19 protein-coding genes are annotated in these 19,851 nt (G+C 69.5%); 10 read left to right on the top strand and 9 right to left on the bottom strand.

Annotated features, from left to right (window positions below):
• The first annotated feature begins 139 nt into the window (after positions 1-139).
• Positions 140-361, top strand: a complete 222-nt coding sequence (locus ACWGJP_RS02220) for a hypothetical protein (RefSeq protein ID WP_452328117.1) — start codon at positions 140-142, stop codon at positions 359-361.
• 32 nt (positions 362-393) lie between these two features.
• Here ACWGJP_RS02220 and ACWGJP_RS02225 read toward each other — a convergent pair whose 3' ends face one another.
• Complete coding sequence (locus ACWGJP_RS02225; RefSeq protein WP_452328118.1) at positions 394-1,026, bottom strand: TetR/AcrR family transcriptional regulator; 633 nt, start codon at positions 1,024-1,026, stop codon at positions 394-396.
• Between the two features lie 148 nt (positions 1,027-1,174).
• Between ACWGJP_RS02225 and ACWGJP_RS02230 the strand changes: the two genes are divergently transcribed.
• The 3 genes from ACWGJP_RS02230 (at position 1,175) to ACWGJP_RS02240 (ending at position 6,661) form a co-directional block, all read left to right on the top strand.
• Complete coding sequence (locus ACWGJP_RS02230) at positions 1,175-3,955, top strand: MMPL family transporter (protein ID WP_452328119.1); 2,781 nt, start codon at positions 1,175-1,177, stop codon at positions 3,953-3,955.
• Positions 3,952-5,925: a YhgE/Pip domain-containing protein gene (locus tag ACWGJP_RS02235; protein WP_452328120.1), complete on the top strand. Its 1,974-nt coding sequence runs from the start codon at positions 3,952-3,954 to the stop codon at positions 5,923-5,925. Before ACWGJP_RS02230 ends, ACWGJP_RS02235 begins: the two co-directional genes overlap by 4 nt.
• Before the next feature lie 136 nt (positions 5,926-6,061).
• Positions 6,062-6,661, top strand: coding sequence for a 2'-5' RNA ligase family protein (locus tag ACWGJP_RS02240; protein ID WP_452328121.1), 600 nt, complete (start codon positions 6,062-6,064; stop codon positions 6,659-6,661).
• A gap of 19 nt (positions 6,662-6,680) precedes the next feature.
• Here ACWGJP_RS02240 and ACWGJP_RS02245 read toward each other — a convergent pair whose 3' ends face one another.
• The 6 genes from ACWGJP_RS02245 to ACWGJP_RS02270 all read right to left on the bottom strand — a co-directional run bounded on the left by ACWGJP_RS02245 (position 6,681) and on the right by ACWGJP_RS02270 (position 11,756).
• Complete coding sequence (locus ACWGJP_RS02245) at positions 6,681-7,169, bottom strand: NUDIX domain-containing protein (RefSeq protein WP_452328122.1); 489 nt, start codon at positions 7,167-7,169, stop codon at positions 6,681-6,683.
• Positions 7,169-8,149 (bottom strand): c-type cytochrome biogenesis protein CcsB, encoded by a 981-nt coding sequence (ccsB, locus tag ACWGJP_RS02250; RefSeq protein WP_452328123.1) that lies wholly within the window; start codon positions 8,147-8,149, stop codon positions 7,169-7,171. The genes ACWGJP_RS02245 and ccsB overlap by 1 nt, the downstream gene beginning before the upstream one ends.
• 9 nt (positions 8,150-8,158) lie before the next feature.
• The gene (resB, locus tag ACWGJP_RS02255) at positions 8,159-9,868 is read right to left on the bottom strand and encodes a cytochrome c biogenesis protein ResB (protein ID WP_452329482.1); all 1,710 of its coding nucleotides are present in this window, start codon (positions 9,866-9,868) and stop codon (positions 8,159-8,161) included.
• Positions 9,849-10,631: a cytochrome c biogenesis CcdA family protein gene (locus ACWGJP_RS02260; protein WP_452328124.1), complete on the bottom strand. Its 783-nt coding sequence runs from the start codon at positions 10,629-10,631 to the stop codon at positions 9,849-9,851. The genes resB and ACWGJP_RS02260 overlap by 20 nt, the downstream gene beginning before the upstream one ends.
• Complete coding sequence (locus ACWGJP_RS02265) at positions 10,628-11,278, bottom strand: TlpA family protein disulfide reductase (protein WP_452328125.1); 651 nt, start codon at positions 11,276-11,278, stop codon at positions 10,628-10,630. Before ACWGJP_RS02265 ends, ACWGJP_RS02260 begins: the two co-directional genes overlap by 4 nt.
• A 73-nt stretch (positions 11,279-11,351) precedes the next feature.
• A complete protein-coding gene (locus tag ACWGJP_RS02270; RefSeq protein WP_452328126.1) occupies positions 11,352-11,756 on the bottom strand; it encodes a helix-turn-helix domain-containing protein in 405 nt (134 codons plus the stop codon).
• 51 nt (positions 11,757-11,807) lie between these two features.
• Here ACWGJP_RS02270 and ACWGJP_RS02275 point away from each other — a divergent pair, with 51 nt between their 5' ends.
• Positions 11,808-12,701 (top strand): NAD(P)/FAD-dependent oxidoreductase, encoded by an 894-nt coding sequence (locus ACWGJP_RS02275; RefSeq protein WP_452328127.1) that lies wholly within the window; start codon positions 11,808-11,810, stop codon positions 12,699-12,701.
• A gap of 67 nt (positions 12,702-12,768) precedes the next feature.
• On the opposite strand, the gene ACWGJP_RS02280 is transcribed toward ACWGJP_RS02275, so the two are convergent.
• Both ACWGJP_RS02280 and ACWGJP_RS02285 read right to left on the bottom strand, forming a co-directional pair.
• Positions 12,769-13,392 (bottom strand): histidine phosphatase family protein, encoded by a 624-nt coding sequence (locus ACWGJP_RS02280; protein ID WP_452328128.1) that lies wholly within the window; start codon positions 13,390-13,392, stop codon positions 12,769-12,771.
• Between the two features lie 4 nt (positions 13,393-13,396).
• Positions 13,397-13,762 (bottom strand): DUF5684 domain-containing protein, encoded by a 366-nt coding sequence (locus ACWGJP_RS02285; RefSeq protein ID WP_452328129.1) that lies wholly within the window; start codon positions 13,760-13,762, stop codon positions 13,397-13,399.
• Positions 13,763-13,861: 99 nt separating this feature from the next.
• On the opposite strand from ACWGJP_RS02285, the gene aspS reads away from it, so the two are divergent.
• From aspS to ACWGJP_RS02310, 5 genes are all read left to right on the top strand, one after another.
• A complete protein-coding gene (gene aspS, locus ACWGJP_RS02290) occupies positions 13,862-15,649 on the top strand; it encodes an aspartate--tRNA ligase (protein ID WP_452328130.1) in 1,788 nt (595 codons plus the stop codon).
• Between the two features lie 209 nt (positions 15,650-15,858).
• Positions 15,859-17,004 carry an ABC transporter substrate-binding protein gene (locus tag ACWGJP_RS02295; RefSeq protein ID WP_452328131.1) on the top strand — a complete coding sequence of 382 codons (1,146 nt, stop codon included), beginning with the start codon at positions 15,859-15,861 and terminating at the stop codon, positions 17,002-17,004.
• Entirely contained in the window at positions 17,001-17,936 is a 936-nt protein-coding gene (locus ACWGJP_RS02300; RefSeq protein WP_452328132.1) for an ABC transporter permease, read from the top strand. Before ACWGJP_RS02295 ends, ACWGJP_RS02300 begins: the two co-directional genes overlap by 4 nt.
• Complete coding sequence (locus ACWGJP_RS02305) at positions 17,933-18,727, top strand: ABC transporter permease (protein ID WP_452328133.1); 795 nt, start codon at positions 17,933-17,935, stop codon at positions 18,725-18,727. Before ACWGJP_RS02300 ends, ACWGJP_RS02305 begins: the two co-directional genes overlap by 4 nt.
• Positions 18,724-19,815, top strand: a complete 1,092-nt coding sequence (locus ACWGJP_RS02310; RefSeq protein WP_452328134.1) for an ABC transporter ATP-binding protein — start codon at positions 18,724-18,726, stop codon at positions 19,813-19,815. Before ACWGJP_RS02305 ends, ACWGJP_RS02310 begins: the two co-directional genes overlap by 4 nt.
• Positions 19,816-19,851 lie beyond the last annotated feature (36 nt).

Genomic DNA, 19,851 nt, shown 5'->3' on the forward strand with positions numbered 1-19,851 from the left:
CGGCCCCCCCCACCTCCCCCACACCCCGCGCCGCTCGGCGGCCGCCGCCGGGCCGGCCGCGGCCCCCCCCGCGCCGGCCGGTCGGCCGCCCCCCCCCCCCCCCCCCCCCCCCACCGCCGTGGGCCTCAGCCAGGGCGCGATGCTCGCCGCTTCGCTCCCGGATCTGGAGTACGACTGCGGCCTGGGCACGGCAGCCCTCTTCACGCGCGATGTCGCCGATCGCGTTCCCGTCGATGGCGCCGTGACGGTCGGGCGGGTGACCCCGGATGCTGCGGCGCTCGACGACCTCGCCGCAGCCGCGGACCGCCGAGCGTGGTGGCTCGATCGGCTGAGCCGCTGTCACGTACTCCTCGACCACTGATACCCCGTCGGGCTGCGAGGGATGACCCGAGGTCAGCCCTCCGCAGGCGCGATGATGAGGTCGACGAGCTGACCGAGCGCCTCGGCACCCGCGGTGTGCAGCTGGTCGCCGTCGTAGCCGTCGATCGCGGCCCTCGCCATGCATCCCTCCCACTGCACCATGAGCATCCGCGCGGCCGTCGGCACATCGGTGCGCAGGCCGAAGAGCCCGGAGTCGAGGATGCCCTGGATGATCGCCTCGATGCTCGCCACCATCGCCCTGTCCTGCGCGAGGTACGCACGACCGAACTCGCCGTCGCGCAGAGCCCTGATCCGGATCTCGCTCATCATGAGCACTCCGAGCCGGTCATCGAGCTTGGAATCCAGGATCTTCTGGACGAGCTCGATGGGATCGGCATCCCCCTTGAGCACCCCTGAGGCGACGAACTCATCGATCCGGGTGCGCACCGAGGCAAGGCGCTGCTCGGCGACCGAGGAGGCGAGGGCGAGGAACAGCTCGTCCTTGGACTCGAAGTTGGAGTAGAACGCCCCGCGGGTGAATCCCGCGCGCTCGCAGATCGCCTCGACGCTCGCCCCCTCGAGGCCTACCTCGGCGAAGACCTGCGCGGCCGCTTCGAGCAGTCGCGCGCGCGTGTTCTCGCGGCGTCTGGTCACCGGAATCGTCATCGATCTCCCTTCTCCGACCGTCTCCCGAGCGTAGTGGAACGGCTCACACCTGACGCACAGAATGATGCCGCCATCTCCCGTAGGATACACAGTTGTATCGAATACACCTGTGTATCGAACGAGAAGCCCACTCCCGCCGGAGGTCTGCGTGTCCACTCTTCTGTCATCGCTCGGACGCTGGTCGTTCCGCCACCCCTGGCGCGTCCTCGTCTCCTGGCTGATCGTGATGGCCGTGGCCGGTGGCGGGGCTCTCGTGCTCAACCAGGGCACCGACAACACCTTCTCGATCCCCGGCACAGAATCGCAGGCGGGTCTCGAACAGCTCTCGCGCTCCTTCCCACAGGTCAGCGGCACGAACGCCCAGTTCATCGTGGTCGCCGCAGACGGCGATGAGGTCACGGACGACGAGTACCGCGAGCACATCGAGGATGCGGTCGACGAGCTCGGCGATCTCGACGGCGTGCTCGCCGTGACGTCCCCGTACGACAACACGGTGTCCGGCATGATCAACGAGGACGACACCGCCGCGATCGTGCAGCTGCAGTTCGACGGGCAGTCCACCGATGTCTCCGAGGAGACGAAGGACGAGCTCTCCGCCGTCGTCGACGACCTCTCCGCCCAGCTGCCTGACGGCTCGCAGACCGCGCTCGGCGGCGACCTGTTCGCGATGTCGATCCCCGGGGTCACGCTCACGGAAGCCGTCGGCGTCGTCATCGCGCTGATCGTGCTCATCATCACGTTCCGCTCGTTCGCGATGGCCGGCCTCCCGCTCGGCACCGCCCTGCTCGGGGTCGGCGTCGCCATCGCCGGCATCTTCGCCGCGACCGCTTTCGCGACGGTCTCCTCTACGACTCCTCTGCTCGCGCTCATGCTCGGCCTCGCGGTCGGCATCGACTACGCGCTCTTCATCATGGCCAGGCACCAGGATCAGGTGCGCGACGGCGTCGACCCGGAGGAGTCCGCGGCGCGTGCCGTCGGCACCGCGGGGTCCGCGGTCGTGTTCGCCGGTATCACCGTGCTCATCGCCCTCATCGGGCTCGGCTTCGCCGGCATCCCGTTCCTGACGACGATGGGCATCGCGGCGGCCGTCGCGGTGGCGATCGCCGTCGCCATCGCGGTGACGCTCACCCCGGCGCTCCTCGGATTCATGAAGGGGCGCGTGATCGGCTGGAAGCGCACCGAGCGCGCGCCGCGCAGGAAGGATGCCGCCCCGCGCCGCACGTTCAGCCAGCGCTGGGTCGGCGGGGTGACCAAGCGCCCCGTGCTCGCCTCGCTCGCCGTCGTCCTCGGGCTCGGCATCGTCGCGATCCCCGCCCTCAGCCTCAACCTCGCCCTCCCGAACGCGGGTGTGCTCCCGAAGGACGACCCGGCGCGCGTGAGCTACGACCTCGTCGCCGAGGAGTTCGGCGCGGGCTTCAACGGTCCCCTCATCCTCACCGGCACCATCGTCACCTCCGACGACCCGCTCACCCTCATGGAGGACCTCGGGGATGCCGTCGAGCAGATCGACGGCGTGAAGGAGGTGGCTCTGGCCACCCCGAACGAGACGATCGACACCGGCATCGTGCAGATCATCCCCGAGACGGCACCGGACGACCCCGCCACCGCCGACCTCGTCCGTGAGCTGCGCTCGCACCACGACGAATGGCTCGACGAGTTCGGCATCGACCTGAAGGTCACCGGCTTCACGGCCGTCGGCATCGACATCTCCGACCAGCTCGGCCACGCGCTGCTGCCGTTCGGCGTGTTCGTCATCGGCCTCTCGCTCATCCTGCTGACGATCGTGTTCCGCTCCATCTGGGTGCCCGTGACGGCCGCTCTCGGCTACCTGCTCTCCATCGTCGCCGGCTTCGGCATCGTCGGCGCGGTCTTCGAGTGGGGCTGGTTCGCGGACCTCCTGCACGTCGCCAAGGTCGGACCGATCATCAGCTTCATGCCGATCATCCTGATGGGCGTGCTGTTCGGTCTGGCGATGGACTACCAGGTGTTCCTCGTCTCCCGAATGCGCGAGGACTACGTGCACGACCCGGATTCGAAGAGTCCGGTTCGCTCCGTGCGCCGCGCGGCCGCGCAGCGCGCCGTGCGCAGCGGCTTCACCGGCTCGGCGAAGGTCGTGACGGCCGCCGGTCTCATCATGTTCGCCGTCTTCGTCGCCTTCGTGCCGGAGGGAGACTCGTCACTGAAGCCGATCGCGCTCGGCCTCGCCGCCGGCATCGCGATCGACGCCTTCCTCGTGCGCATGACGCTGATCCCCGCCCTGATGGCGATCCTCGGCGAGCGCGCATGGCAGCTGCCCGCCTGGCTGGAGAAGATCCTGCCGAGCGTGGACATCGAGGGCGAGGCCGTCGAGCGTGAGCGTCACCTGGAGGCCTGGCCGGGCGACGACTCGGTCGCCGCCGCCGACGAGCTCGTGCTGAGCGCGGATGCTCCACTGCCCGGCGCCCTCTCGTTCCGTCTCGCTCCCGATGCCGCGCTCATCGCGACGGGCGGTGAGACGCGAGTGCGCCGCGCCCTCGCCCTGGCCGTCGCCGGTCGACTCACCCCCGCCGAAGGGCGGCTGCGGGTCGCGGGTCATCTGCTGCCCGGTCGCGCCGCCTGGGTGCGGGGCCACGTCGGGTACGTCCCGGTCGACGGAGGGGGTGCCGCACTCGACGACCTGCGTGAAGCACTGCGCGGCGCCTCGCCGATCGTCGTGATCGACGGCGTCGACGCGCTCACCGGCGCACGCCGCGACCAGGCGACCGCGATGCTCAGGGATGCCGCTGCCCTTCGCGACCTCGCTGTCTTCGCCACGGCATCCGATGCGGCCGCCGCCCGCGAGGTGCTCGCCGATGCCGGCATCCGCTCGGTCGACGTTCTCAACGTCACCGCTCCCCCTGCTCCCCCGCGCGAGAAGCGCGACTCCGAGACCTCCGAGGTGAACGCATGACCCTCTCGATCGAACGCGCACGCACGAAGCGCCCGGTGACCTGGCTCACCCTGGTCGGCATCCTGCTGCTGCCCGCGGTGATCGGCGGCATCCTCGTCGCCGCACTGCAGAACCCGACCGAGCGTCTGGACTCGATGACCGCTGCCGTGGTGAACCTCGACGAGCCGGTCACGATCGACGACCAGTACACCCCGCTCGGGCGCCAGCTGCTCGCCGGGCTCGTCGAAGGGTCGGACGACCTGGACTCGAACCTCACCTGGGTCGTCTCGAACGAGGAAGACGCCGCCGAAGGGCTCGCCGACGGCACCTACCAGGCGGTCATCACGATCCCCGAGAACTTCTCGGCCGCCGCTACCTCGGCGGGCCAGGCGATCGCGGACGGCGGGGGCGACGCCGAGCAGGCGACGATCTCGGTGACCACGCCGGACGACAGCCTCATCGCCGACGACCTCATCACCTCGCAGATCGCCTCAGCAGCGACCACGAGCATGGGCACCATGCTCAGCGAGGCGACGACGGAGAACATCCTCGTCGGCTTCACCACCATCGGCGAGCAGATCGGCGAGGCCGCGGACGGTGCGGTCGAACTGGCCTCCGGCGCGGCATCGGCCGCGACCGGGGCAGCGGCCATCCCCGACGGGGCGACGCAGCTCGCTGACGGCGCCTCACAGCTCGGGGACGGCGCGTACCAGCTCGCGAGCGGGCTCACGACGATGTCAGGCAGCGCGCGACAGCTTGCGGATGGGACGAGCACGCTCGGCGCCGGGCTGATCAAGGCAGCGGATGGGCTGAAGGAGGGTGAGGCAGGCATCGCCGGGCTCGTCACCGGCATCCAGACGGCCACGGACACGGTATCGGAAGCGACAACCGATATCTCGGACATCGGTTCAACACTCGCCCCTCTGGCGATGGAGTGCGCGAGCCCGACCTCGACCATCCCGCGGAAATACTGCCTCGTCATCGACGAATCGTTGAGCGAGGTTGAGATTGCCGCAACCACGGCGGGGACAGCAGCCTTCATCCTGAAGGACGAGAGGTTCGTCGACGGAGTGGACGGCCTCCCCAGCACCTTCGCGACCCTCGAGACGAGCATGCGCGCTGCCGGTACCGGTGCCTCCACGATCGCCGACGGCATGAACCAGCTCGCGGCCGAGGGACTCGACGGCGCCGCCACCGGCGCCTCCGAGCTCGGCGCAGGAGCCGACCAGCTCAGCACGGGCGCCGGCGAGCTCGCCACGGGTGCGACGGAGCTCGTCGAGGGTCTCGATCAGCTCGCGGACGGCACGAGCAGCCTCTCCGACGGCCTGCAGACCGCGGCGACGTCACTGCCCTCCTTCGACGAGGAGGAGTCCTCCTCGCTCGCCTCGGTGATCGCCGATCCGGTCTCCTCCGGTACCGCGACCTCGACGATCTTCGGGCCGACCGCGATCCCGCTGCTCGCCGCGGTCGTGCTGTGGTTCGGTGGCTTGGCCTCCTACCTCGTCATGCGGGCGCACACCGCGCGCACGCTCACCTCGCGGCGTCCGTCGATCGCCCTGACGCTTCGGGCCTTCGCCCCCGGCGCCCTGATCGGCGCAGGCCAGGGTCTGCTCGTCGCCCTCATCGTCCAGCTCGTCGCGAGCTACGCCGCGGCCACGTGGTGGGCCTTCGCCGGGACGGCCGTCGTCGCCGGCGTCGCGTTCGCGGCTGTGAACCAGGCGCTCGTCGCGATCTTCGGCGGCATCGGCCGCTGGATCAGCGCCCTCGTGGGCGTGATCGCCGTGGCGACGGGGCTCATCTCGACGGTTCCGGGCTGGTTGGCCTCGATCGGCGCGATGCTTCCGACCGCCCCCGCGTTCACCGGCCTCATCGCAGGCAACGGTGCGGCGATCGCCGGCCTGATCGTCTGGGGCGTGCTCTCGCTGATCGCGACGACGCTCGCCGTCGCCCTGCGGAGGACGACCTCGGCCAAGGCCGTCCTCGCGACCTGATCGTCCCGTCTCGCACCCCGGTGAGATGGAAAAGGCACCTCCGACCCCCGTCGGAGGTGCCTTTTCCATCCCGCGTCCTCCGTAACATGCATCCCTGGCGATAAGGCTGCCCGAGCGACCCGGCTAGGCTCGCGCCATGCGCCGGCCGATCATGGACACCCCTCAGCAGCTCGCCTCCCTGGAGGGTCAGCAGTACCTCGTACTGCGCCCCACCGGTGCCGTCGCCGAGACGTTCCGCACGGTTCAGGATGCCGCCATCGCCGCCGCAGGACAGCAGCCGATCACATGGCCGCACACCGAGCACGTCACCCTGCGCGGCTTCTTCGAACCGCACCGGCGCGAGGAGGTCGCCGCCGTCATCCGAGCCTGGGCGGCAGAACGGCATCCGATCGAGATCGTGGCGGATGCCGTGGACTCCTTCCCCTCCCCGTGGCAGATCATCCTCGTCCGTCTCGCGCGCACGGCGACGCTCACCCGCGCCTACGCAGACCTCACCCGAGCGCTCGGCGACACCGATCTCCGCCGCCTCGACGAGCGACCGCTCGAGGAGTGGACCTTCCATCTCTCCGCCGTCTACGCGAAGCTCCTCGACGCCGCGCGCTGGGCGGAGTTGGAACGGGCATCCGTCCGCGAACTCGCCGAACGCCCCTCCGAAACCATCGCCGAGGCCGAGTTCGTCTGGTACGAGGGCGGCGTCGAGCACGCTGAGATCGTCCCGTTCGGCGCGAGCGCCTGACGCAGAACCCGAGCCTGACTCAGAACCCGAAGAGGGTGATCTGCTCCCGGCGCCCTGCGGCGAGGGCGTCGAGCACCACGCACTCGTGGGGGACGACGCGCTCCGGGAGCGCGTCGAGCGCGAACCAGCCGATGCGATCGGCCTTCTCCTCCTCCACGACCCGCGGCTCGCCCTGCCACGAGGAGACCTGGAAGAACACGTCGAGGCGCTGCTCGATCGCGCGCCCTGAGCCGTCGGTGCGGTGCATGACCGTGAGGAGGTCCAGATCCTCCACCCGCACCGAGACGCCCAGCTCCTCGGCCGCCTCCCGCACCGCCGCCGCCGTCATCGCCTCACCGGCTTCGACGTGTCCTGCAGCGCCGAAAGCCCAGTGCGCGTCGTAGTACCCCGTGCCCTGACGCAGCTGCAGCAGCACCTCGTCGCCACGACGGAGCAGCACGTACACCGCGGGAACCACGGCGAACCTACCGTGCGTTGCCGCATAGGCATCCGAGTACCGCTCGGACATCAGCTCAGGCCGGAGTACGCGTGCAGCCCCTTGAAGAAGACGTTCACGATCGTGAAGTTGAAGATCACCGCGGCGAAGCCGACGATCGACAACCATGCCGAGGGGCTGCCCCTCCACCCGCGCGTCGCGCGGGCGTGGATGTAGCCGGCGTAGAGCACCCAGATGATGAACGTCCAGGTCTCCTTCACGTCGAAGCCCCAGTAGCGCCCCCAGGCGTCCTGCGCCCAGATGGCACCCGCGATGAGGGTGAAGGTCCAGAAGATGAAGCCGACGATCGCGAAGCGGTAGGCGAGACCCTCGAGCTTCTCCGCGGTCGGCAGGGTCGAAAGGAACCGCGGGCCGGTCTTCTCTGCCGCCTCGACGATCTTGCGCTCCCTGCGCGCCTGCAGCAGCTGTAGCACCGACAGCGCGCACGCCAGCGCGAGGAACGCCGTGGCGAGCGAGGCCACGAAGACGTGGATGACCAGCCACACGCTCTTGAGCGGGTCCATCAGCGGGGTGACCTCGACGTAGAAGCTCGTCGAGGCGAGACCCAGCAGCACGACGACGAGGCCGATGATGAAGGTGCCGAGGTAGCGGAGGTCGACGCGGGTGAGCACGGCGAGGAACACGAGCACGATCAGCGAGGTGCCGATCATCGCGAACTCGTAGAGGTTCGCCCACGGCACACGCTCGGCGGCGACGCCGCGGAGCACGACGGCTGCGGCGTGCAGGAGGAATCCGAGCACCGTCAGCGACGTGCCGATCCTCGCCATGACGAAGCGCTTGCGCGGAGCCGCCGGCGCATCCGTCTCGGCGGGCGTGCTCGCGGCGTACGGCGAACCCGTACCGCCCGCCGAGACGAGCTCACGCTCGAGGCGGGCATCCGCCGTGGCCTCCGAACGCTGCGCGAGATCGAACGCGTACGCGATGAACGCGGCCGCGTAGACGGCGATCGCGGTCCAGAGGAACAGCACCGAGTAGTCGTTGAGCGCGTCCATGGTTCCAGTCTACTTTCGGGTGGGATCGTCGAGCAGGCGCGCATGCCCCTCGGCGAGATCGGTGACGGCCGCGGCGAGGGTCGGATCCTCGCCGCGGGCGAGTCCGGCGTATTCGAGCTGCACGGAGCCGTCCTTGACGGTCGCCTTGACCCACATCCGTCGACGGGGGACGAACAGGGCGAGGCCGAGACCCGCCAGCGCGAGCAGCGCGAAGACGAGCACCCAGACGGCTGAGGCGTCGTGGTGGATCTGCAGCGAGGCGAAGCGCTTGACCGACTGGCTGAAGTCTCCGGCCTCCGTCCCCTCCGGCGACTCGTCCTCGAAGGTGACCGTGCCGAGACCGTCCGGCAGGTCGACGGTCTCCCCCGGCATCATCTGCAGCGAGTCGGCCTCCGCGTCGGGGCCCGCGATCTCCGTGAGGTCGGTCGTGTCGAGGACGTAGACCGAGCGCGGCGTTCCGTCGTCGATGCCGAGGTCGCCCTGGTACACGCGCAGCGTCAGCACGGGCAGCACGAGGTCGCCGTAGGCGGATGCCAGGGCGCCGGTGTCGAGCTCCACGGCGGTCGGATAGAAGAAGCCGAGCATGCCGAGCTGCTCCGGCATCCCATCGGTGACCTTGACGACCCCGAGCGAGGTCATGCTCGTGTCCTGCGGCAGGAACTCGACCGAGTCGCGGAACACGACCGTGCCCTCGGCGTTGCGTACCGTGATCGTCGGCGCATAGCCGTTCCCGAGCAGATAGACGCTGTCGCCGGAGATGCCCAGCGGATGGTTCACGCGCACGGCGCCGTCCCAGGTCGATCCGTCGCTGTCGCGCACCGAGACGTTGGCGGAGAAGTCGCCCGCCTGTCCGGAGGCGACCGAGCCGTACTCCTGGTAGGTGACATCGAAGGAGTCCAGGGTCATCGCGTAGGGGGCCAGAGCGTCATCCCCCACGAAGCGCCCGCGGTTCATCGAGTTGTAGTCCACGAGCGAGTTGACGAACGTCTCGCCCTCCACGACGACCTTCTGCCCGGTGTAGGCGAACCCGCCGCCGACGCCGACCGTGATGAGCACGCCGACGAGGGCGAGGTGGAAGAGCAGGTTGCCGGTCTCGCGCCAGTAGCCGCGCTCCGCGGAGACCGAGAACGCCTTGCCCCGGTCGTAGCGTTCGACCCGGTAGCCGAGCGCCTTGAGCTGCTTCTGCGCGACGTCGACGGCACGGGATGCCTCGGCGGCGGCATCCTCCGCCTCGCGCTCGACCTCGTGGTGGTCGGCGAGGCGCTGCAGACGCGCAGGAGTCCGCGGCGGACGGGTGCGCAGGGCCTTGGCATGATGCTTGATGCGCGGGATGACGCAGCCGACAAGCGAGGTGAACAGCAGCAGGTAGATCGCCGAGAACCACGGCGACAGGTAGACGTCGAAGAGGCTGAGCGCGTCGAGGACGGGGAACAGCTCTGGATTGTTCTGCTCCCACTGGGTGACGCCGTTGGGGTCGGCCATCCGCTGCGGGAACACCGACCCTGGGATCGCCGCGACGGCGAGGAAGAGCAGCAGCACGAGCGCGGTGCGCATCGAGGTGAGCTGCCGCCACCCCCAGCGCAGCCACCCGACGAGGCCGAGGCGCGGCTGAGCGATGCCGTCGGCGTCGGCGTCCACGTGGTCGGACGGGCGCAGCGGATCGGAGGACTCGGTGCTCACAGCATCCTTCTTCTTCGAATCAGAGGGGGAGGAAGACAGTGCCCATCACCGCCTGCAGTCGGAACATGATCGCGCTCCAGACGCCGGACACCATGAGGATGCCGAGGAGGACGAGCAGGCTTCCGCCGATGATGTTGACCACGCGGATGTGCCGCCGGAGGAAGCCGATCGCGCGGGTCGCCCAGCCGAAGCCGAGCGCGGCGAGGAGGAACGGGATGCCGAGACCGAGCGAGTATGCGACGCCGAGGAATCCGGCGCGCACCGGGTCGCCGACGTTCACGGCGAGGGCGGTGATCGCGGCCAGCGTCGGCCCGAGGCACGGCGCCCAGCCGATGCCGAGCGCGATCCCCAGGAGCGGGGCGCCGATGATGCCCGCCTTGGCGTCGACGTGGAAGCGCAGCTCGCGCTGCGCGAAGCCGAAGAGACCGAGGAAGACGAGGCCCATCAGGATGATCACGACGCCGAGGATGCGGGTGACGAGATCGCCCCAGCGCAGCAGGAAGACGCCCACGGTGCCGCCGAGGACGGTGACGGCGACGAAGACGATCGTGAAGCCGAGGATGAACAGCGCGACCCCGAGCAGGAGACGCCCTCGGCCCGGCCGTCCCCCGCTCGCTGAGCTTGTCTCCCCGCTCGCTGAGCCTGTCGAAGCGAGCGGGGAGACCGCTGCCCCGAGGAATCCGAGGTACCCCGGCACGAGCGGCAGGACGCACGGCGAGAGGAAGGACACCAGCCCGGCGAGCAGCGCGACGGGCACCGCCAGCCAGAGGCTGCCGGCACCGATGATGTCCTGGATGCTCACGCGCTCTCCGCGAGCGCGTCCTTCACGAGCGTGGAGAGGATGGACGCCCCCTCCAGCTGTCCGATGATGCGGGCGGCCACCCTGCCCTGCTTGTCGAGGACGAGTGTCGTCGGCGTCGCCTGGATTGGGGTGACCTGGGCGAAGGCGAGCTTGGCCTCGCCGGAGGCGACGTCCATGACGCTCGGATAGGTCACACCGTAGGTCTCGGCGAACGCCTTGGCGGTGTCGGCCTCGTCGAAGGTGTTCACACCGATGAAGCTGACGCCCTCGTCCTGGTACTCCTGCCAGACGGACTCGAGGTCGGCTGCCTCCACGCGGCACGGCGCGCAGCCTGCGTACCAGAAGTTGACCACCGTGACATCGCCGAGGATGTCCGCGCTGTCGAAGTCCTCGCCGTTCTCGGTGACGCCACCGAACTCGACGGGCTCGCCGCGGTCCTCCGGCGCGATCTCCGCGACGGTGAAGCCGTCGGCGGCGATGTACCCCTTGTCCTCGCCGTTCAGGTACTGCTCCGAGACGGGGTCGGGCGAGCAGGCCGCGAGGACGACGACGGTCAGTGCGGCGAGCGCGGCTCCGATGGCACGACGGGATCGTCCGGTGCGGAGGAGACGGCCGCTGCGAATCGGGGCGAGCGGAGCGTGTGGCACGGTCCCAGCTTACGTGGCGGATTCTATGGGGACTCTGATGGTTCTGCCAGCATCGGATGCCGTCGGCGGCCGATCACAGCCGGGCGAGCACGTCCGCGACTCCGGCCCGGAAGTTCGGGCAGGTCGAGATGTCGTGCGCGCGGCATTGCAGGGCGTGCACCGTCATCTCCCGCGAGCGACGCATCTCGTCCATACGCCGGTCGAGATCCGCCAGATGCGCGTGCAGCACCTCGTGCCGCCCCGATCGATCGTCGTCCAGGAGCACCGCGATCTGCTCGAGGCTCATGCCGGCATCTTTGCTGCGGCGGATGATGGCGATCCGCACGATGTCGTCCTCACCGTAGCGGCGTCGATCGGCACCGTCGCGATCGGGATGCAGCAGGCCGACGCTCTCCCAGTGCCTGAGCACGTGGGTGGGCATGTCGAAACGCTCGGCGATCTCCCCGACGGACCAGGACGGAGCGGAACTTGACTTCATGTTGACATGAAGTCACACACTGATCGAGAACACAAGCTCAGGAGGATATCCATGTACGACGTGATCGTCATCGGCGCAGGCCCGGCCGGTCTTCAGGCGGCTCTGACTCTCGGCAGGATGCATCGCACGACGATGGTGCTCGACTCCGGCGAGTACCGCAACGGCCCCGTGGCGCACATGCACAACATGATCGGCGCGGACGGCATGCCTCCGGCGGAGTTCCGCGCCACGGCCAGGGCCCAGCTCGCCGCGTACGCCGACGTCGAGCTCCGCGCCGCGTCAGCGACTTCGGTCGAGGGCGAGATAGACGACTTCGCGGTGACGCTCGCCGACGGCCGCGTCGAACGCTCCAGGCGGGTCCTGCTCGCCACCGGCGTCGCCGACGAGCTCCCCCCGGTGCCGGGCCTCGACGCACTGTGGGGCGTGCGCGCCTTCACCTGCCCGTTCTGCGACGGACACGAGTTCCACGGCGCGCACATCGGCATCCTCGGCGCGACGCCGCGGACCGCGCATCTGCTCGCCCTCCTCGGCCCGATCGTCGGAGAGGTCACCGTCTTCCCCCTGGGCGACACCGCACCAGAGGACATCGCCGCGATCCAGGCGCGCGGCACGCGCGTGCATCCCGCATCCGTCGTATCCGTCGCCGATGGCCAGGGCGGCGTGGCGGTCGAGACCGACGCAGGAACGGTCCAGGTCGCGGGCCTGTTCGTCGCCGCAGGCACGATGCGTCAGCGTGCGCCGTTCGCGGCGCAGCTCGGGCTGCGGATGCTCGATTCCGGCGCCGTCGAGGTGGACGAGTTCGGTCGGACCTCCGTGCGGGGGATCAGCGCCGCAGGCGACCTGGCCCATCGCGCGACGCTGCCTGGCCCCATGGCGGCCGTCGTACTGGCATCCGCTGCCGGCATGGCCGCTGCCGCCGGGTTCGTTCAAGAGCTGAGCGCCTGAGCCGGCTGCGCCGAGCGGGCCCGCGCCGCGCACGACGAGCCACCCGCATCGCACTCGGGAGGATCGGTCAGACGGCCCCGAGGTCGACGCCGGATGCGGCCGGTTCCGCGTAGTCGACCTCGCGCCAGACGTCGCCGACGCGCTCGAAGCTCGTGACGCTCGACAGGGCGCAGCGCCGGGTGCGCGGATCATGCCGCAGCGGGAGACCGGCGACGGAGAGGTGCGTGATCCAGATCGGCGCCTGGTGGGAGACGAAGACGACGTCACCGCTCTCGGCACCGTGCCAGGCGTCGTCCATCGCAGCCCGCATCCGCTCGGCGATCGACGTGTACGGCTCGCCCCAACTGGGGACAGACGGCCGGCGCAGATGCCTCCAGTTGCGCGGGTCCATGAGCGCCCGCCGCATCCTCGTGCCCTCGAAGACGTTCGTCGGCTCGATGATCCGCTCCTCGATCACGGCCGGCAGGTCGAAGAGCTCGGCGAACGGCTCTGCCGACTCCTGCGTGCGCTGCAGCGGCGAGCAGCGCAGGGTCGTGACGGGGCGGCCGAGGCCGGCCACGTGCACGGCAGCCGCCCTCGCCATCGCACGCCCCGCGTCGCTCAGGCGGTAGTGCGGCAGGCGCCCGTACAGGACGCGCTGTGGATTGTGAACCTCGCCGTGGCGGACGAGGTGGAGGCGCTCGGCTGCCACGCGCTCAGACCCGGCGGTAGGTCGCGGAGCCGAAGCCGATGATGAGGTGCCCGATGAAGGGGAACATCCACAGCAGGAAGAAGGAGAACACCCCGCCCTTGCCGAAGTTGGCGCCCTCCTTGAACGCCACGATGATCGCGAAGACGATGTTCACGATGGGGATCAGATAGAGCAGCACCAGCCACCCCGACATCCCAGCGACCTTGACGAGGAAGATGAGGTTGACGATCGGGATGAGCGCAAGGATGCCCGGGTACCCCGCCTTGGTGAAGACCTTCCACAGCGCCACGGCGTACAGGATGTAGAGCGCGAGGCCGAGAAGGCCGGCGCTGCCGGAGAAGACCTGCTCCGCGTAGTCGTTGATGTCCATGGCACAGAGTCTAGGGCGGTGGTTCCACCCGGACGGATGCCGCGCAGACGACCCCCGTAGAATGGCCGGGTTCCCTTTTCCGAACTGGAGGAATCTTCCGTGCTTCGCACTCACACGACCGGCTCCCTGCGAGCCGAGCACATCGGTCAGACCGTCACCCTCACGGGTTGGGTCGATCGTCGTCGTGATCACGGAGGAGTCGCGTTCATCGATCTGCGGGATGCTTCCGGCATCGCGCAGATCGTCATCCGCGATGAAGAGGTCGCCCACCCGCTGCGCAGCGAGTTCGTGCTGAAGGTCACCGGCGAGGTCTCCCGTCGCCCCGCCGGGAACGAGAACCCGAACCTGCCCACCGGCGAGATCGAGGTCATCGCGGCCGAGGTCGAGGTGCTCAACGAGTCCGCTCCCCTGCCGTTCCAGGTGTCCTCCGGCCTCGCCGAGACCGACCCGATCGGCGAGGACGTGCGCTTCAAGCACCGCTACCTCGACCTGCGGCGCCCCGCTGCGGCATCCGCCCTGCGTCTGCGCTCGGACGTCTACAAGGCGATCCGCGACGAGCTGCACCGCCGGGAGTTCGTCGAGGTCGAGACCCCGACGCTGACCCGCTCGACGCCGGAGGGCGCCCGCGACTTCGTCGTGCCCGCCCGTCTGCACCCCGGCAGCTGGTACGCCCTGCCCCAGTCGCCGCAGCTGTTCAAGCAGCTGCTCATGGTCGGCGGGGTGGAGAAGTACTTCCAGATCGCACGCTGCTACCGCGATGAGGACTTCCGCGCCGACCGTCAGCCGGAGTTCACGCAGCTCGACATCGAGATGAGCTTCGTCGACCAGGAAGACGTCATCGAGATGATGGAGTCCCTCGTCGTGGCGATGTGGAAGACCATCGACGTCGACGTGCAGACGCCGCTGCCGCGCATCACCTACGCCGACGCGATGGCCAAGTACGGCTCGGACAAGCCCGATCTGCGTTTCGGCCTGGAGCTCGTCGAGGCCACCTCGTACTTCGAGAACACCCCGTTCCGGGTGTTCCAGTCGGAGTACGTCGGTGCGGTCCTCATGCCCGGCGGTGCCTCTCAGCCGCGCAAGGTGCTCGACGCCTGGCAGGAGTGGGCGAAGCAGCGCGGTGCACGTGGTCTCGCGTACGTCCTCTTCAACGAGGACGGCACGCTCGGCGGCCCGGTGGCCAAGAACCTCTCCGAGTCCGAGCAGGCCGGTCTGATGGAGCTCGTGGGTGCGAAGCCCGGCGACTGCGCCTTCTTCGCCGCGGGTTCGACCAAGGACTCCCGCGCGCTGCTCGGCGCGGCTCGCGTCGAGATCGGACGCCGTCTCGGCCTCCTCGACCCCGACACGTTCGCGTTCACGTGGGTCGTGGACGCCCCGATGTTCGAGCCTGCGGCGGATGCCGTCGCATCCGGCGATGTCGCCGTGGGCGCTGGCGCGTGGACGGCCGTGCACCACGCGTTCACCGGCCCGAAGCCGGAGTTCGAGGACACCTTCGACACGGACCCCGGCTCCGCGCTCGCGTACGCATACGACATCGTGTGCAACGGCTCCGAGCTCGGCGGCGGATCGATCCGCATCCACCGCGAGGACGTCCAGAAGCGCGTCTTCGAGGTGATGGGGATCTCCGAGGAGGTCGCTCAGGAGCAGTTCGGCTTCCTGCTGGATGCGTTCAAGTTCGGCGCCCCGCCGCATGGCGGAATCGCGCTGGGCATGGACCGGGTGCTCCAGCACCTGACCAAGACCGAGTCGATCCGCGAGGTCATCGCCTTCCCGAAGACGGGCAACGGCTTCGACCCGCTGACCTCCGCTCCGGCGCCGATCACGGTCGCGCAGCGCAAGGAGGCCGGCGTGGACGTCGTCCCCGAGCCCGCTGCCGCCCAGGCCTGACCCGCTCTCCCCCACCTTCGAGACCTCTCGTCGTCGACGAAACCCCGTCCTATCCGCGCGGATAGGACGGGGTTTCGTCGATAGGACGGGGTTTCAGAGGGGAGACACCTGGTGTTCACCGACCGCCCGCATGGACGTCACCCAGCGGGAATAGCTTCCTCTCGACCCGACCACCGGCACCACAGCGCCGGACACCGAGAGGAACCCTCATGGCAACCATCCCCCGCCGCACGCGCCTCGTCGCCGGCATCGCCCTCGCCGGCATCGCGGCGCTGACCCTCACCTCCTGCGCGACGAACGACGTCGGCACCCCCGCGAGCTCAGACGGCTCCGCCGTGGACGCCGCGGCCGCCACCTCGCTCGAGGACTTCGGGTCCTTCGAGGACCTCGAGGCCGCCGCCATCGCCGAGGGACAGCTCAACGTCATCGCCCTCCCCCGCGACTGGGCCAACTACGGCGAGATCCTCGACCTGTTCGCCGAGCGCTACCCCGAGATCACGATCAACGAGCAGTCGCCCGACGTCTCCAGCGCCGAGGAGATCCAGGCCGCCGAGACCAACGCCGGTCTGGACACCGCCCCCGACGTCTTCGACCTCGGCCTGACCGTCGCGCTCGAGAGCACCGACCAGTTCGCGCCGTACCAGGTGCAGACGTGGGACGAGATCCCGGATGCGCTGAAGGAGCCCTCGGGCCTGTTCGTCGGCGACTACGGCGGGTATATGTCCATCGGCTACGACTCCTCGAAGTTCCCGGAGCCCACCGCCCTCGACGACCTGCTCGGCGCCGACTACAAGGGCGCGGTCGCCATCAACGGCGACCCGACCCAGGCCGGCGCGGCGTTCGCCGCCGTGGGCCTCGCGACCGTGCAGTCCGAAGGCACCCTCGATGACTTCCAGCCCGGCATCGACTTCTTCGGCGAGCTGCAGCAGGCGGGCAACCTCCTCAAGGTCGACGTGACAAGCGCCACCGTCGCCAGCGGCGAGACGCCCGTCGTCTTCGACTGGGACTACCTCAACGCCGCGCACGCCGCGGAGAACGAGAACTGGAAGGTCGTCGTCCTCGACGGCACCGGTTACGCCGGGTACTACAACCAGGCCATCAACGTCGACGCCCCCAACCCCGCCGCCGCGCGCCTCTGGCAGGAGTTCCTCTACAGCGACGAGGTGCAGAACCTCTGGCTGAAGGGTGGCGCGCGCCCGGCCCGCATGGAGGCCATGACCGAGGCAGGCACGATCGACGCCGACCTCGCCGCAGCGCTCCCCGAGGTTCCCGCCGAGACCGTCGTGCCCACCGAGGAGCAGTCCGCGAACGCCGGCACCCTGCTCGGCGAGAAGTGGGCAGCGGCCGTCCAGTGACGCTCGTCTCCACGACAACGGGGGCGGATGCTTCGGCATCCGCCCCCTCCGGCGGGCCGGCGCCGCTTGCGCCGGCCCGCCGTGCCGCTCCCCCGCTGGCGTGGCTCGGGCTCGTCCCCTTCGCCGCCTACGTCGTGCTGTTCCTCGCCGTGCCGACGGTCCTCTCCATCGGCTCCGGATTCTTCACGAAGGACGGCGCGTTCACCTGGACGAATGTCGCCGCCCTCGGCGACCCTGTGGTCATCGCCACGTTCGCGAACTCCGCCTGGGTCTCGCTGCTCACGGCGGTCATCGGAGCCGTCGTCGGCGCGCTCGTCTGCTACGCCATGCTCGGCATGAACCCTCAGGGCGCGGTGCGCCAGACCGTGGATGCCGTCGCCGGCGTCCTCGCCCAGTTCGGCGGTGTCATGCTCGCCTTCGTCTTCATCGCCACGATCGGCATCCAGGGCGTCTTGAAGGTGTTCCTGCAGGAGAGCCTCGGCATCGACATCTACGCGAACGGCACGTGGCTCTACGAGCTGCCCGGCCTCATCCTGCCCTACATCTACTTCCAGGTGCCGCTCATGGTGATCACCTTCATGCCCGCTCTCGCCGCCCTCAAGCCGCAGTGGTCCGAGGCGAACCTGACCCTGGGCGGAACCCGTGCGAGCTTCTGGCTGCGCATCGGCATCCCCGTGCTCGCTCCCTCGTTCCTGGCAAGCCTGCTCCTGCTGTTCGCGAATGCCTTCTCCTCCTATGCCACGGCCGCAGCTCTCGCCAGTCAGGGCTCCCAGATCGTGCCGCTGCAGATCAGGGCCGCGCTCACGAGCGAGACGGTGCTGGGCCGTGAGAACCTCGCCGGAGCGCTCGCGCTCGGCATGATCGTCGTCGTCGGAGTGGTGATGGCCCTCTACTCGCTGATCCAGCGCCGGGCCGCGAGGTGGCAGGCATGAACGCTCTCGCCCCTTCGCGCGCCACGCGCTGGATCATCGGCCTCCTCGTCGGCGCGTTCTTCGCCGTCCCGCTGATCGCGACGTTCCTCTACACGATCCGGATGCAGGACGGCAGTTACTCGCTGGAGCGCTGGGCGAGTCTCGCCTCCCCCGAGATGGCGGCGACGCTCAAGCCGATCTGGACCGGACTCGGCAACTCGCTGATCCTCGCGCTGATCACCGTCGTCATCGTGCTGCTGCTGCTCGCGCCGACCATGATCCTCGTGAACCTCCGGTTCGGACGGCTCCGGCCGGCGTTCGAGTTCATCGTGCTGCTGCCGATCTCGATCCCCGCGATCGTGCTCGTCGTCGGGCTCGCGCCGATCTATCTCCAGATCGGCCGGACGCTCGGCACCGGCGCGTGGACGCTCGCCTTCGCCTACGGCGTCACCGTGCTCCCCTTCGCGTACCGCTCGATCCAGGCGTCCATCGACGCGGTCGACATGCGGACCCTCGCGGAGGCCGCTCGCTCCCTCGGGGCGAGCTGGCCCACGGTGGTGCTGAAGGTGCTGGCCCCGAACCTGCGACAGGGCCTGCTCGCGGCCTCGCTCATCTCGGTCGCCGTCGTGCTCGGCGAGTTCACGATCGCCTCGCTCCTGAACCGTCAGGTCTTCCAGACCGCCATGGTCGTCGTGCAGAAGCAGGACGGCTACCTCCCGGCGATCTTCACCCTGCTCGCCTTGCTCTTCTGCTTCCTGCTGCTGCTCATCATCGGCCGCGCCGCACGCGGCACCGGAAAGGCCCGCCCATGACTCAACCGCTCGCTCTGCCTGCCACCGCCGACAACATGCTGCTCGCCGAGGCCGGCGAGGGCACCAGGGTGCAGTTCCGTGGCATCGTCAAGGACTACGGGGCGAACCGCGTGCTGCACGGCGTCGACCTCGACATCGCCCCCGGCGAGTTCATCTCGCTGCTCGGCCCTTCCGGATGCGGGAAGACCACGGCGCTGCGCGTCCTCGCCGGCCTCGAGAGCGCCGACGGCGGGACGGTGCTCCTCGGCGGCCAGGACGTCTCGCGGGTTCCGACGAACAAGCGGGACATCGGCATGGTGTTCCAGTCCTATTCGCTGTTCCCGCACCTGAGGGTCGCTGAGAACACCGCGTTCGGGCTCCGCCGCCGCGGTGTGGGCAAGGCGGAAGCCGCGAAGCGCGCGCAGGATGCCCTGGCGCTGGTCGGCCTCGAAGGCTTCGCGGACCGCTACCCGCACCAGCTCTCCGGCGGCCAACAGCAGCGCGTCGCCCTGGCCAGGGCCCTCGTCACCGAACCGCGCGTGCTTCTGCTGGACGAGCCGCTCTCGGCGCTGGATGCCAAGGTGCGCGTGCAGCTGCGCGACGAGATCCGCCGAATCCAGCTGCGGCTCGGCATCACGACCGTCTTCGTCACCCACGACCAGGAGGAGGCCCTCGCCGTCTCCGATCGGATCGCGGTGATGAATGCAGGACGCATCGACCAGATCGACACCCCGGAGGAGCTCTACCTCCGCCCTGCGACCCCGCACGTCGCCGCCTTCGTCGGGCTCTCCAGCGTGGTCTCCGGCATCGCGACCGGTGGGCACGTCACGGTCTGGGGTGTCCAGCTGCCGACGGGCACGCCGGCGACCGGCGCCGTGGATGTGCACCTGCGGCCCGAGAACATCCGGTTCTCCGCGGAGTCGGATGCCGACGTCGCCGGCGTCGTCGAGGAGAGCACCTTCCTGGGCAGCATCCGCCGCACCCTGGTGAAGACCGACGGCGGAGAGCTGGTGCGCGTGCAGCACGACGCGCGCACGCACCCGTCCTACGGCGATCGGGTCCATCTTGCCGTCGCCCCCGTGCCGGTGGCCGTCCGGCCCAGGGACTGAGAAAACGCTCTTCCCCCGGGCGGAGCGCACCGATAC

It is taken from the genome of Microbacterium sp. NPDC055903, assembly GCF_053615555.1.